A 15,451-nucleotide genomic window follows, 5' to 3' on the forward strand; every position below is an offset into this window, starting at 1 on the left:
ATAAAGTTGGCACTAAAGTCTAATATACGAAGGATTAAAAGGACGTGTTTTGCCTTATGCTGCAAAAAGCGGAAGTCTGTAAGGAAATTTGACGCCCCTTAAACAAGGCGCGTCATTCTAGAATTGCGTATTACCTAAAAGGGTATGAAGCTTTTGGTTTTCTGTTAGCAGTTTTTCAAAGCGCTCTGCGTTTAGCGGGCGGCTATATAAAAAGCCCTGCAGCATTTCACAGTCATAACGTCGCAGAATGTCGAGTTGAGACTCTTCTTCAACGCCTTCCGCCACCACTTTTAGCCCCAAGTTGTGGGCAATGTTTATGATAGCGGCGGCCATATGGCGGTCGACGTTACTCTTTGCAATATCGTCAATAAAGGCTTTATCGATTTTTAAGGTATTCAAAGGGAAGCGTTTTAAATACGCTAACGACGAGTAGCCTGTACCAAAATCATCTAGCGCAAGGTGAATACCGCGCTCGCGAAGGCGAGTCATCATTTGTAGCCCGTTTTCAGGGCTTTCCATTAGCGTACCTTCGGTAATTTCACACTCCAAATGCAGCGGTGACAAACCCACATCGCTTAATATTTTATTTATCCTGTCGTCCAAATCGGGCAACTCGAATTGCTTTGCTGAAATGTTCACGGCAACACGGCCGCTAAATAACCCTTGATTTACCCAGCGTTTCGTATCGGCACAGGCTTTTCGCAGTACCTGCTCACCAATTTCAATAATTTGACCAGTTTGTTCTGCCAACGGAATAAATTGCCCGGGGCTCACTATGCCTTTTTGCGGGTGTTCGAAACGCACCAGTGCTTCCATACTTACCAATTTACCAGAAGCGATATCCACTTTGGGCTGGTAATACACAGTGAACAGATCGTCTTTAATGCCTTGGCGAATAAGATTTTCAATTTGCAGCTGCCTAACCGCGTTTTGGTTCATTTCACCACTAAAGAATTGATAGCTATTGCCACCATTGTTTTTAGCAAAGTACATGGCTGTGTCGGCATTTTTCAACATTTCTTGGGGGGATTCACCGTCGTCTGGGAAAAATGCAATACCAATACTGGCACCAAGGACGAACTCCTGCTTATTGATAATAAACGGGCGCGACAGGGTATCTAGTAAGTTTTGGGCGTAGTGGGTTACCGTGTGGATATCCGCATTGTCTTCCATCAATATACTAAATTCATCGCCACCTAAGCGATAACAGGTGGCGTTTTTACCCGTAATGCGCTGTAGCCGTTTGGCGATTTGTTTAATCAAGATATCGCCGGTTTGGTGGCCTAGGGAATCGTTGATCTTTTTGAAGTTATCCATGTCTAAGCAAAGCAGGCTGTGTTGTGCTGCCTTTCGCACCAAGTTTTGGTGACTCGCCTGGAAAAACGAGCGATTGGGAAGCTCTGTGAGCGGGTCGACATTAGCGAGTTTCAATAGCTCTTTTTCGGTACTCTTACGCGAGGTTATATCGCTAAATACCCCTACGAAATGGCTAATTTTTCCGTCTTCATCGTGAACCGCATCAATATTAAGCTCCATTTCATAACGTTCGCCATTTACGCGCACGCTCTCTACTTCGCCCGACCAGTTGCTTTTAGTTTTAAGGGTTTTCTTAATTTCTTCGGTAAATGCGTCGGGGTACAAATGGAAGTGCATGTAGCTGGCGAGGGCCTGCTCGCGGGTTTCTCCCGTATAGCGGCAGTAAGCGTTATTGACACTAATAAACTTAAACTGCGTATTCGTGATGAACACCCCTTCCGAGATGTTTTCAATAGAGCGTTTAAATAGATTAAGCTGCTCTTCTGCCTCCTTAAGGTGGTGGATATTCTTAAGCGTCCCTGTCATTCGCACTGGCTGCTCGTTGTGATCGCGCTCTACTACTTTCCCGCGGTCTAATATCCAAATCCACTGATTTTTAAAGGTTTTAGCACGATAGGCAAGCTCGTAAAAATCGCTATTCCCCTCTAAATGCTCTCGTAACGCGGTCTTTACGCGATTGATATCGTTAGGATGAATGTTGGCATCATACGCGCCGGTGGTACGAATATCGTCCTGCGGAAAATCTAAGGCGCCCCAGGTATTGGCCCGGTAGACTTGCCCTCGGTAAACATCCCAGTCCCACAGTTCGTCGCCAGAGCTCCAAAGCGTAAGTTTTAAACGCTCTTCAGACTCTTTAATAGCCAATTGATTTGCTTTTCTGATTTGATATTGACGCACAATAAAGGCGAGTATGGCCAATGCGACAATGCAGTAAAAAACTAGCGCTACCGAGTGAAGCCAGGGTGGGCGGTCTATTGAAATTCGTAAGTTTCGACTATCAGACCACGCTTTACCCGGTTCTTTTGCTTGAACTTCAAAGGTATAATTGCCAAAGGATATGTTGTTGAATTGCGCGTTCCGCTCCTTATCAACATAAATCCAATCACTCTCAAAACCCACAAGCTTGTAACGATACGCCACTTGGTCTGGATAAACCGGATTAATAAGACCAAAAGAAATACTAAAACGGGTTTCGTCGTGCTTCAGCGCTAACTGTTCCTCATAGGTGATATTCTCTTTAAAAGATTGATAACTTGAGGCTTCTTCATTTTCTATCTGTCTACGTTTAGCTTTTGCCAATGATCCAAACACGTTAACTTGATAAAGTTGCGGGGGGAGGGTTTTTTTGACTTGGTCACTCACGTTCATCGCTTGCTTTGAAATTTTAACAAAGCCTTTATTACCACCAAAATAAATCGTTTTATCAGCGGTTGCAATTACAGCGCCTTCGCCAAGAGAATTAAACTCCAACTGTCCATTGGGAATGCTGTCAGCCTCTCTTAGGGTCGGTAAGTGAACCTTATGAACCCCTTTGGCGTCAGAATACCATATGCTATTTTCCACCGCCGTTGTTGATGTGATAAAGCCGCTTTGATTATCTCTTTTCTGTTTATTAATCAGGGCAAAGCTATTTTTATCTAGCTGGATTACGCCATCAGAACGTGTGGTTAACCACAAACCAGATGGGGTTTCATGTACGCCATAGACTAAAGAGTTTATGCCGTTTGATGAATCAAGAACTTGAATAACTCTTCCTTCGTTTACAGAGTAAATAACAAGTTTTTCACCAGCCCTAAACCAAACGTTATTACTGGTATCCTCATATATGGCTAATATATCACCAGATTTTTCAGTAAGTGCAGCTTTTATTACCTCGCTGCCCTTTGGCTGAGGGGAGAGGGAGTTAATATTTATCGAATATACTTGGCCAACGGCTACCTGCAACCAAATTGCTGTTTCACTTTTAAAGATATGATCGATAAACGAACCTTTGAAATACTCATGTAATAAAACTAATCCGTCGGGAGTGTTTTTGACCACAAGTAAGCCTTCAGATGAAGCTATCCAAATGTTATCTTGGTCATCTATTTCAATATCCCAGTAGTGTATGGCTGAGTCCATTTCTTCGAAAAAGTTGTAAAAGGACACATTTCCCGTTTCCCGAGAGATTTTCCCTAGCCCTTTTTGCTGGGAAACCAGGTAAAGTGTCTTGTCGCTGCTTTCAGCAAAGCCCCACACGGTAGAGAAGTTATCGTCGCTTTGGCGGTCAGAATTATAAACGGGTTGAAAGTGCACGCTGGCATATTCAGGGTGATACTTGAAAGCGCCGCGATGAAAGGTTGCGGCCCACACCACGCCGGTGCGGTCTTCTATTACTCGCATTACAATGGCGGATGGAATGCCTGTTGAGTTATATATGTCTGAATTTAAGTGCAGGTAATCGGGGCGGTAATCAGGTGATATGGTGCTTTCAGCAGCGTCCGATAATAAAAACAGTCCAATATAGGTGCCGACCCAAATATCGTTACCAACAACAGAGATTGAAAAAGTATTAACTTCTTCGCTCACCCCTAAATCATCGCTGTGGATTCGCTTTAAAATCCGTCCGTTGGAGGCCAAAACGATAAGGCCCTCATTTGTAGCCAACCAATAATTACCGTTAATAACGGTGATATCGTGAAGCGCACGTATATCTAAAGCGACGCCCCAAGGGTTTACTTTACTTGCTTTATGAACCTCTAGCGTTTCAGTGTCTATTAAGGCAGCGCCGAATTTATTGGACCCAACCCATATGCGGTTGGCTTCTTCGAAAATTACTTTTATAAAACTTTCTTCTTTAAAAACTTGTTTTAGTACAATTATTTGGGAGTTTTCTTTGGAGAAACGGTAAAGAAATTTGCGGTCAGCGAAAAGGATGTCGCCATTTTTCGCTTCTGAAATTGCAGTGATCAAATCTGTTTTTATCACAGAGTTATCTTTATCGAAGACTTTAAAGCTGTCTGACTCGGGCTGGTAGAGCGCTAGCCCTGAATGGGTTCCAACCCACAATTTGCCCTCTGAATCGACAAATAGCGTTTGAATGTAGCCTGAAGGTAGGGAATTCGGGTCGACATCTGACGGATGATATTGCTTTACGTCATAACCTGAATAGCGATTGAGGCCATTTGACGTTGCCAGCCAAATAAAGCCCATGTGGTCTTCCACAATATCAAGTACTGCGGTGTCTGAGAGGCCGTGTTGCTTATTTAATTCTGTAAAATGAAGATCAGAAACCTCTATCGCCTTTGCGGAGGAAAAAAGTACTCCCGACAAAGCCAACATAAAGAAGCAGCATTGAATATATTAGGGTTGAGCGCACCTAAACACCTTTGGCTTACGCCATTTATTATTTTTTTATTTATTTACTGGCAGCATCCCTAACGACCAGAACAATAAATATGCCGAATTAAAAGTGTCTCTACAAGGACTTTTTGGAAATAACAATATTGGTGGGTTACTTAATAGCCAACTCGCATTTGTAAATCGATTAAGATGTACGTTTCAATAGAGTTGGCAAAAGGTGAAGGTATTAACTTATCAGTAATAAGGTATTTCCTGCTTAAACTGAGAAATACTGTTAATAGTGCGCTTTTCGTTAGTCGGTATAGTTTCAAATTTTCCTTTGGAAAACAGCACGAGCTCTCCACACCGTTCGCGCTTGGCTAACTGGTGTGCGAAGTCTTGTATTTCTTCAAAGCTAAGGCTCTTCACGCGCTCTGCAAGCTTTGTGTTGCGGTTAAAACCTAAATCTTGGGTTCCCAAACTAACCCATAACCGCTGTGACTTCATAGAGAGGGTTAGGTCCCTTTCTTCTAGTTGTTTAATAAGGTTTTGTTGAATAGTAGGCCAGTAAAAGCGATAGAACTCAATTTCGTTTAGTTGCTGGAATAAAAAACTTGTCATGGCATCTAACAACTGTTTAGGGCTGCACTGAGGGCTTTGAATGTAAAAGGCCATTCCCGGATGCTGGTTGTGGGGAACATAGCCCGTACCAACAATGTAGCCTAGCTGCTGCTCTGTTCTTAGTGAATTAAAAAATGGCGCCGCCAGCATTTGCTCCAATACCATGCAAAGGGCTGTGTCTGTTAAACTGGGCGACGGGGCTTGGAGATAAAGCACCACTGCCGAGTCATCATGGTTGCACACCACTTCATGGTACAAAGTGCCGCCTACTGGTAACTTCGATACAGCCCGTGATAGCGGTGCACCACCCGCGCTATCGCATTGACCTTTAAGAGAGGCTAAAAACGATTTTGCTTCATCACTGGTCCAGTTCCCATGCATAAAGGCTTCGACAAAGTATCGCTCAAAGGCCTTACTTCGGCTGGTAAGCATTTGGTCATAAGAGATGTTGTCGATCACGTCTAACAGTTCAACTGGCGCTTGCGTGTTTCTTTGAATCAGCACGCTTAATCGGGAAAATAAACGGTTAGTAGGCTTGTTTAAAAGCGAATTATGTAAGCTTTGAATTTGAAGGGCTTTATGGTGTTCAAATGCCCGCTCGTCCGGGGTGAAACTCAACACAGCGTCAAGAAGCTGGCCGGCTAACAATGTCTGTTGATTAGTAAAGCCTCGAGTATGCAGAGTAAACCCCGCCTGATGCCCATAAATTCTATAATGTAATCCAGCAATCTCGGCGCGATAGTATTTAGCTTGTAAGTAGTCATTTAGCGCGCCTAACCAAATTCGCTTTGCCGCGACCGAGGTTAAAGAATTTGAAAAAGAGGTCGCATCAAAGGAGATATAAATATCGCCTTTTGGGCTATGAAACTGCTGGTCTTGAGCAAACCAAAAGCGATAGTGGCCGTTGTCGACAAGTTTATTGGGAATATTGAACCCTGTTTCGGGCAAAACAAGAGAATATTCTTTTGCCAAGTAAGGGTTAGGTGGAGGAAGGTTTAGTGCCGCTATTTTTTTAGGCGAAGCGAGCGAACGTAATACGCTATCGTCAATAGGCTCAACGCTATATTCCGCCTCATAAAACGCGCAAACCTGCGTGGTGTCTACATCTTTTGAAATTACCTTTAAACGGATATTGTCTGGTGTAAAGTAAGATAAAGCGTGTTCTATAACAGTTCGGTCAAAACTACCAATTGTCGAACGCAACTGGTTTAACTCGCTAGCGTCAAAGATAAACTGATGCTCGGCATACTCAGTCACTAGGCCGAGTGGCTTTACATTTTCTTCGTATTCAAGGGCTAGGGCGTTAAGCTGCGACTTCTCGTGAAAGCGCCACTCTTCTACAGAGTCGTTTCGAATTAACGCTATGTAGCTAAAGAGGGCTTCTAATACCTGCGATTTGTTTTCAAGGCCTTTCTGAGTGAGCTGAAAACTCACATTAAAGTCTTTAAATTTGTCTCCCTCAATGCCTGAGCCTGCAATCAGGTTGAGCGCCCAGTCCTTTTCTTTTAAATAAGCAAGCAAGCTGCCTTCGCCCTCATCACCAATTAAGTGGCTGATGTAGTTTAACGGCTTTGTTTTGTAATCGTTTTGCAAAGCAGGGAGGGCGAAAGTCACAATCATTCGTTTAGCTGATTGTAACGGGTGTATATTTATCTGTATGCCCAACTCGTTTTCAGTATACAGAGGGGGCCAGTTGTCGGGCGCGAGTTCGCCACTTGGCAGCGTGCCAAAGCACTGGTGTATAAGAGCTTCAAGCTGAGGAGTTGGCATAGGGCTGGCAATGCACAATCGCATATTCAAAGCGCAGTAGTAAGTTTGATGTAAAGATTTTAGCCGGTGCTTTAGTTCAGCGCATTCATGCTGTGAAAAGGTGTCGCTGTTGCCTACGGAAAATTTCGCAAAGGGGTGGTGAGGATTACAGGTTTCTTTGTGAATTTGGTACAGACGACGAAGGTCATCTTTTTTCTTAAATTCGAACTCAGCGTGAATGTTTTTTATTTCGTTAGTTAATGCGTCTTCTTCGAACAAGGGCTGTCTAAGCATATCAGCAAACGCGGGCAAGGTTTGCGCTAACGCACCGCCGCTACAGCTAAAGTGGTAGTTGGCGTATTCAGTCCCCGTCCAGGCGTTTATTGTTCCACCGTGTTGCTCAATAAACCCATTAATTGCGTTCGGCTTGGGCAGGTGGCGACTTCCCATAAAAAGCATGTGTTCAAGTAGGTGGGCCAACCCCTGACAATCGTTAGGGTCGTAAAAATGACCCGCTCTAACCGCCATAGATACGAAAGACTCGCTGGCTTCAGGTGTATGGCATAACATGGCACACAATCCATTGGGTAGAGTAACGTGATGCGCATTTTCTAAGTTTATGGTGTTATTCACATTGTCTCGTTTTTGGTCAGGAGCACCTTACTGCTGGAGCATCTATTTAGAAGAACTTCACAAAACGTTAAATAATGTACGAAAATTCTCACTATTCGCCGTTTAGCGCTAGGCGTAGTATCAGCTCTCTGATATCGTTAGCATACATTCATTAATACTATGCGCAATGTTATGTCAGGTCAAAGTAGCAACGACGACATTTATCTTTTCATTATGCGTCACGGTGAAGCCGAAGCGCCCCGACTCGATGATAAAAGCAGACAGCTTACCCCTCTAGGTAGAGAACAAGCTAAAACCGCCGCATTGTGGTTAAAAGACCAATATTGCAATACAGGCGTCGTTGATTTAGCGCTTGTTAGCCCCTACCGTCGAGCAAAGCAAACCCATGATATGGTGTCGCTAGATATTGCTGCAGGCAAAGTAGAAAGTAGTGATGATATTGTTCCAGAAGGCTCGCCGAAACTTGTGAGCGATTACATTGATGGCCTGCTACATGCCGCGGTCAACTCAAAAAAGCCGATCAAAAAGTTGTTGGTAGTAAGCCATATGCCCTTAGTTAGCTACTTAGTTGATGAGTTATGCCAGTCGTACACAACAAGTTTGTTTTCTACGGCTTCTATTGCCGTCATTAAATACTCGCTACGCGAACACAAGGGCACGTTAGTCACTCACTATCAGGGCCTTTAACGTTTTTATTCAGCGTCGCCGATAAATTCCAAGAATTGTTCAATTAATCGTTAAGTATCCTTTTCTCCAGTCGATAGTATCTTTGAGAGTGTCAAAGTTTATTCTATTGAAGGGTTGGGAAATGGATAGCAAATCTATTCCTGAGCTCCTTAAGCGTTCATTGCAATCGCATATGGCGGAGGCGGATTTACGTGAAGATGAGGAGACGCAGGATATTATTGCCAAACTATCTGAGCTATCAGATAAAGTTGCTGCTGCGAAAGCTAGGGCACTGGCGAACCGTGAGCAGCGCCTAGCTGACGAAGCAAAAGGTGAGCTATAGGCAATAAACCTTAACCGTCATTATTTGAGTCTCTAGGGGGCACATAATATTCGGGCATGATCCGAACCGTTTTTATCATGCTTTCTGAAATATCCACAATCTCTAATGGGTATCCTGCCAAGCGCACGCTAACCTTGTTCTCAGGAATGTCTTCTAAGTACTCGAGCAATAACCCATTCAGGGTTTTCGGGCCTTCAGTGGGTAAATTCCAGTTCATCTCTTTGTTTAACTCACGTACGTTTGCACTTCCGTCAACTAACACAGATCCATCTTGCTGTACGTGCGCCTCTTTACTGTGGTCTGGCACCATGCTGGTGGTAAAGTCACCAATAATTTCTTCTAAAATATCTTCTAGCGTTACCAGGCCCATAATGTCGCCATATTCGTCCACCACAAGAGCGATTCGCTCTTTTTCCGCTTGGAACTTATACATTAGCGTGTGAAGCGGCGTTGATTCTGGCGTGTAGTAAATTTCTCGTACTGCGCGCAGTAGACTAGACTTGGTAAACTGGTCTTTTGATAGAAGACGCAGCGCATCGCGCACGTGAACGAAGCCCACTGCGTCATCAATGCTATCGCGATACAGTAAAACTCGGGTGTGCTGCGCATGAGTCAGCGCCTTTTGAATCTTCTTCCAATCGTCATTGATGTCGATGGCAAAAATCTCAGCGCGGGGCACCATAATATCTTCGGCGGTCACGCTTTCTAAATCTAAGATACTGACCAACATATCTTGGTGCTTTTTAGGGATCATGGTGCCGGCTTCAAATACAACCGTTCTTAATTCTTCGCGACTTAACGAGTCATCACTTCCATTAGCAGGGCTAATACGAAGTAATGCCAAGATGCCATTGGTGATGCCATTTATAGCGGCCACAAACGGGTATAGTAAGGTGAGCAAAGGCAGAAGAATAAGCGAGCTAGGAAACGCGATTTTTTCAGGGTAGAGCGCCGCCAATGTTTTAGGCGTCACTTCTGCGAAAATGAGTAGCACCAAGGTTAAGCCAAACGTAGCGGCGAAAAGGCCCCAGTAATCGCCGAATAAGCGAATACACAGTATGGTTGCAAGCGAAGACGCCGCAATATTGACAAGGTTGTTACCAATAAGAATTAGACCGATAAGGCGATCAGGCCTGTCCAAAAGCTTAGCAACCCGTATTGCTGAACGGTTGCCTTCACTTTGTAAGTGCTTGAGCCGATAGCGGTTTATCGACATCATGCCAGTTTCTGAGCTAGAGAAATACGCTGATAGTAATATGAGTACGCCGAGCGCGATAAACAGCGTACTCGTTGATATGTCGTCCAATTAGGGGGTCCCTGTCTATACTTAGGCTTCAAATGTATTGATTTGATGTCTGGGTTTCAAGGGGAAATTGTTGATATGCCCCTAATTGTTTAGAAAACCGCAGACATCAGTGCTTTTGGCTAGGTAACCTAGCGAGGTTGGTGATGAGTCAGGTGAGCGGGGTAGCGGGGTAGCGGGTTATTTTATCATGCTGACAATAAAAACTCGCGAACTAACTTGCTACCGAAGTAAGCTAGCGACAATAGCGCAACGCCCAAAACGGTTAGTGCGATAACCTGCTTACCACGCCAACCTCGAAGCTTTTGCCCAATTAATAGAATAAGAAACACCACAAGAGCAGCAGCAGAAAGCACGGTTTTGTGTGCGTAAGTTTTATTAAACATATCTTCTAAAAACACAAAACCGCTGATTAGCGACACAGTTAATAGTGATGTTCCGGCAAGTAGAAGTTTAAATAGGATGTTTTCTACCAGCATTAATGGCGGCAACGAAGAGTGTAATAGGGCTGCGCCTTTTTGCTTTAACCTGTAAGTGATGTAAGACATTTGCAGGGCATAAAGAAATGCAATCACCAAAGTACAGTAAGCAAAAAGCGACAAACTAATATGGATAACTAACCCGGGCTGCAGCTCAATGTGCATAATGTAAGACACGGGAATGAACTGTGATGCCAACACCGTCAAACTTGCAAAACCAAAAACAACGGGAAGCAAAATAAGGTTTGGAATAGCCCGTGCAAATACCAACATGGATATGGTTATTATCCAAGAAACCAGTGACAGTACGTTAGTAACGCTCATGTCTTGGCCAGGGGCCACAATAATAACATTGGTTAGAAATGCGATATGCGCTATTGCGCCTAGACTTGCAAGTGACAACCCTAAACGCTTATTGGGGCCGTCTTGATGTACGAATTTGCCAATAAGCACTGCAGCAGCGAGAGCATAGAGTAGGGCAGCAGAGATGGCGAAAAGGGTGTTCATGATGCGTCCTGTAATACGTGGGTGATGTGTTCACCGACTGAGTCGGTATTGATACTGCAACTTGCAAGTAAATTCAACCATCTCCTTGATTTTGTTTGTTTCACACCCACTTTTAGTGTGGGTATATAGGTACCTTCTGGTGCAATTGGGTAAAAATTTAACCGTAATTGTGGGTACGTTACGGTGCGCTTTTACGTTACAATGCACGCATTACGTCTGAAATAAAAAGAAGTTTCATACTATGTTTGAGAATTTATCAGAACGCTTAGGCCAAACATTACGAAATGTAAGCGGTAAAGGGCGTCTTACTGAAGACAATATTAAAGAGACGCTACGCGAAGTGCGCATGGCGCTGCTTGAAGCCGACGTAGCGCTGCCAGTGGTCAAAGCGTTTGTTGCTCAGGTAAAAGAGCGTGCGGTTGGTACAGAAGTTACTAAAAGCTTAAAGCCAGGCCAAGTATTCATAAAAATCGTTCAGTCTGAACTCGAGTCGGTAATGGGGGAGGCGAATGAAAAGCTTAACCTAGCCACTCAGCCTCCTGCTGTAGTGCTTATGGCTGGTTTACAAGGTGCGGGTAAAACCACCTCTGTAGGTAAACTTGCTAAGTACCTGACTGAACGTGAGAAAAAGAAAGTGATGGTAGTCAGTGCTGACGTTTATCGTCCGGCCGCTATCAAGCAGCTTGAAACCCTAGCTGATGAAGTGAAGGTTGCGTTTCACCCATCTACTATCTTACAAAAGCCCATTGATATCGTTAACGATGCCATCGCTGAAGCGAAGAAAAACTTCTTTGATGTTCTGCTTGTAGATACAGCAGGCCGTTTGCACGTCGATAACGACATGATGAACGAAATTACAGAGTTACACGCTGCGGTTAAGCCCATTGAGACCCTATTCGTAGTTGATGCCATGACAGGTCAAGATGCCGCTAATACAGCAAAAGCGTTTAACGACGCGCTACCACTGACCGGTGTTATTCTTACTAAGGCCGACGGTGACGCCCGCGGCGGTGCGGCATTATCTGTACGTCACATAACAGGTAAGCCCATTAAGTTCATCGGTATGGGCGAAAAAGTGGATGCGCTTGAGCCATTCCACCCTGAGCGTATTGCTTCTCGTATCTTGGGGATGGGCGACGTACTAAGCCTTATCGAAGAAGTTGAGCGCAAGGTCGACAAATCAAAAGCCGAAAAGCTGGCGAAAAAAGTTCAAAAAGGCAAGGGCTTTGATCTTCAAGACTTTAAAGATCAGCTTGAGCAAATGAAGAACATGGGCGGCATGATGGGCATGCTAGATAAGCTGCCTGGCATGGGGGGGATGTCTGATAAGATTAAAGATCAGGCAAACGACAAGCAGTTCAACCAAATGGAAGCCATCATTAATTCAATGACACCAGCTGAGCGCGCTCGCCCTGATATTATCAAAGGCTCGCGCAAGCGTCGTATCGCAGCGGGTTCAGGTACGCAAATACAAGATGTAAACCGCTTGCTTAAGCAGTTTACACAAATGCAGAAAATGATGAAAAAAATGTCTGGCGGCGGCATGAAGAAAATGATGCGCCAGATGAAAGGCATGGTGCCACCCGGTGGCGGTTTCGGTGGACCAGGCGGGCCAGGCGGCCCTGGTGGTTTTGGCGGAGGCGGCTTCGGCGGAGGCGGTGGTTTCCCTCCTCGCTAAATAACCACGGTTACTCATAATAAAAACCTCAACAGCAGCAATGCGTTGAGGTTTTTTTATTTTTGTTGCATCCAATATCAAATGTTGGTCGTTTGGCTTGTTGAACAGGACGTGAGCAGTACTTATCGCACACATTTGCGGTTGACAGCGTCTCTTCAAATAAAACAAGTATGGAGATGATAATGGAACTTAATAAAACATCGCAGCAAAAAATAAAATTGTCACTATTAGCGACGGCTATGGTTTTCGCCTTAAGCGCCTGTGATGGTGACGACGGCACTAACGGTAGAGATGGCGTCGACGGCGCGCCAGGCCAAGATGGAGCACCAGGGCAAGATGGTACCCCCGGCTTTGCTGCGGCCACTTTCCTTGTTGCCAATAATGGTGATGACAACCGAAATACGGTAACCGCAATTGATCAAAACGCCAGTGCGCTAAGTACGGTAACGACAGGCGCGAATGAAGGCATCGTCTTGACGCAAAGCGGCGCGTTAGTTCAGGCAGGCGATAGTGACTTACCGTTAGTGAGAAGTTTTTGTGGTTTCGATGCTCAGTCCAACTATATGATGAATAGAGGGCACGAACTCACCGGCGCTGCCACAGGCCTAGTTAATCCGAAAGGGATCGCGTTTGCCGAAGAGGCTGGCCTTATCATGGTCGCAGACTTTAACGGTCAGAAAATAAGTGTATTCGGCGGCCAAGCAGCGGGCGACGTAGCGCCTATTGCGGAAATTATGACGTCGGCAAAGCCATGGGACCTTGCCTATGACGAAGAAAGTGACAGACTGTATGTTGCGCTGACCGACGGCACGCTAGCAGTCTATGACGATGTGGCAAGCTCTGATTTTGCCCCGTCAGTCATGCGCTCTGTGGTACCCTCTGATGCTGATGGAAATCAGCTATCGATAAATCTTCACGGTATCGTTTATGAGCCTATGTCCAACCGTATTGTGTTATCAGATGTTGGTGATGCCGCGGTCGCTGACGACGGCCAAATTTTTGTTTTAGATAATGTGTCGACTGCAGACGGAGCAACAGTGCCTACCAGAGTAATTGGTGGCGCAACGACGCAGCTTGGAAATCCGGTGGATATTATCCTTACAGGGTCGGATTTGCGCGTGGCAGAGAAGTCAAATGATGCAATCTTGGTTTTCTCGAATATTTTTAACGGCGAAAGTGGTGATGTAGCGCCAACGTTGTCTACGCCTTCAGTAAAACCAGAATCACTTGCCGAGTTTACAGAACTCGAGACCATGGTAGATGCCTCTGACGACGGTATCGCAACAATGCCAATTAGGGGGCTTTCTGTTTCAAGCAATCCTTCAACAGACAGTGAGACCACGGGGCAGGTGGCCCAGTACAGCGCGGTTTTATCAAGTGAACTAAGCACATTTGACAGTGGGATGAGCATTGAAAGTGCGGCTTACACAGCAAGCGGTGATGGTGTCATCACGTTTGATAACCCCGATACATCTACCGGCGGCCTTATCGTGGTTAATCGTCTTAAAACGGTGCGTGACGGTATGATGTATAGCGATAGCTATGATCATATGATTGTGGGTAGTGAAACAGGGCTTATCGCGCCTAAAGGCTTAGATATCTCGTCTGACAACGGCATGGTATTTGTTGCCGATGTGAACGAGACTACACCTGCGGTTAGGGTATTTTCACCGTGTGCTTCAGTAATGTAGCGCCTTTACTCACCTTAGAGGCTGCTAACGGAGCGCGACCATGGGACGTAGATTATGACCCGTCTACTGATAGCGCTTACTTAGCGTTAACCAATGGCACCGTTGCGGTATTTGAAGAAGTCGTACGCAAGATGGAAAGTGGCCAAACGGTAATAACCGGTGAAGATAGACTGATTGTTCCGGCAAGCGGCGGCACAGTGTTTGCAGCACCAACGAATATTCACGGTATCGATTACGATAGCCAAAGCGATAGTCTGGTGATTTCTGATGTAGGTAGTGCAGCCGATGCCACCGACGGAAAGCTCTACGTGATATCAGGCGCAGGCAGTGCTGATGGGCTCGCTAATGTATCGGTTAATATTGCAGGTCCTAATTCCATGTTAGGAAACCCGGTAGACCTTATGCTGAGCAATGGACACGTTTATGTCGCTGAAAAATCAAACGGTATGATCCTTCGCTTTGATAATATTTTGAACGCTAGCTCGGGTGATATCGCACCTACGTTTAGCATGATGTACCCTGCACCTGAATCGGTACAGGTGTTGCCAGTAAAGTAAAGTGAAAAAAAGTAAGTCATGCTGGTAGAGGCCGTTTAGCAAACGTTTCTACTGCAATCCTTACTGAGGTAAACCGATAAGCATAATAAGAGCGGTACGCTTTCTCTAGTAAAAGGCGTGCCGCTTTTTAATATTAACTTTTATTTTAGGGCGTCAAGGCGTTCCTTTACGTATTACAAAATCCGCAAACTTCACGCGTTCCTCTTGCCCCCGTAATTTGTCTAGCTCAGCAACAGAACGGTAAATACCCCATTTAGGGCGAATAAAGTCTTCACCCGACACGCCCCGCCACATATCGCTAGATACATAGAAATACCGTTCAAACTGCATGGTTTCACCTTCGAAACCCAATACCGCGCTATCGCTTTTATCGTAAGTCTTAATTTCATTGCGCTGGCGGTCAGATTGAACGCCTTTGTTAAAGTCTTCGTCTCGGTGTGCGAGGAACACAAAATGTGGGCCTACGGTGCTGTCAGTTTCTTCAATAATATGCGCTGTTGCGTTAGCACCGCCGCCGCAGACGGATAACGCGCTGATGATTAACGCGAGGAGTAAAAAGTAAAAAAGCACTTTAAGTACTTCTACT

Annotated in this window: 7 protein-coding genes and 2 pseudogenes; 4 read left to right on the forward strand and 5 right to left on the reverse strand. The window is 45.1% G+C overall.

All coding sequences use genetic code 11. The annotated features are described in order from the left end of the window. Window positions 1–117: 117 nt before the first annotated feature. Together ACX5J7_RS06635 and ACX5J7_RS06640 are read right to left on the reverse strand one after the other, a co-directional pair. The gene (locus ACX5J7_RS06635; RefSeq protein ID WP_498706525.1) at window positions 118–4,638 is read right to left on the reverse strand and encodes an EAL domain-containing protein; all 4,521 of its coding nucleotides are present in this window, start codon (window positions 4,636–4,638) and stop codon (window positions 118–120) included. A gap of 255 nt (window positions 4,639–4,893) precedes the next feature. Beyond that, complete coding sequence (locus tag ACX5J7_RS06640; protein WP_041702652.1) at window positions 4,894–7,641, reverse strand: insulinase family protein; 2,748 nt, start codon at window positions 7,639–7,641, stop codon at window positions 4,894–4,896. Between the two features lie 171 nt (window positions 7,642–7,812). Here ACX5J7_RS06640 and sixA point away from each other — a divergent pair, with 171 nt between their 5' ends. Continuing rightward, window positions 7,813–8,328, forward strand: coding sequence for a phosphohistidine phosphatase SixA (gene sixA, locus ACX5J7_RS06645; protein WP_020744710.1), 516 nt, complete (start codon window positions 7,813–7,815; stop codon window positions 8,326–8,328). A 121-nt stretch (window positions 8,329–8,449) separates the two neighbouring features. Next, entirely contained in the window at window positions 8,450–8,650 is a 201-nt protein-coding gene (locus ACX5J7_RS06650; RefSeq protein WP_015066647.1) for a hypothetical protein, read from the forward strand. Window positions 8,651–8,660: 10 nt separating this feature from the next. Here ACX5J7_RS06650 and ACX5J7_RS06655 read toward each other — a convergent pair whose 3' ends face one another. Further along, window positions 8,661–9,956, reverse strand: coding sequence for an HlyC/CorC family transporter (locus ACX5J7_RS06655; RefSeq protein WP_015066648.1), 1,296 nt, complete (start codon window positions 9,954–9,956; stop codon window positions 8,661–8,663). 185 nt (window positions 9,957–10,141) lie between these two features. Next, window positions 10,142–10,939 (reverse strand): cytochrome C assembly family protein, encoded by a 798-nt coding sequence (locus ACX5J7_RS06660; RefSeq protein WP_015066649.1) that lies wholly within the window; start codon window positions 10,937–10,939, stop codon window positions 10,142–10,144. A 241-nt stretch (window positions 10,940–11,180) separates the two neighbouring features. Between ACX5J7_RS06660 and ffh the strand changes: the two genes are divergently transcribed. Both ffh and ACX5J7_RS06670 read left to right on the forward strand, forming a co-directional pair. Then, window positions 11,181–12,617 (forward strand): signal recognition particle protein, encoded by a 1,437-nt coding sequence (gene ffh / locus ACX5J7_RS06665; protein ID WP_015066650.1) that lies wholly within the window; start codon window positions 11,181–11,183, stop codon window positions 12,615–12,617. 182 nt (window positions 12,618–12,799) lie between these two features. Continuing rightward, a pseudogene (locus tag ACX5J7_RS06670) lies at window positions 12,800–14,865 on the forward strand (YncE family protein). A gap of 153 nt (window positions 14,866–15,018) precedes the next feature. On the opposite strand, the pseudogene ACX5J7_RS06675 reads toward ACX5J7_RS06670, so the two are convergent. Next, window positions 15,019–15,451: pseudogene (locus ACX5J7_RS06675) on the reverse strand (hypothetical protein); the annotation flags it as partial.

This window comes from Alteromonas infernus (assembly GCF_902705815.1).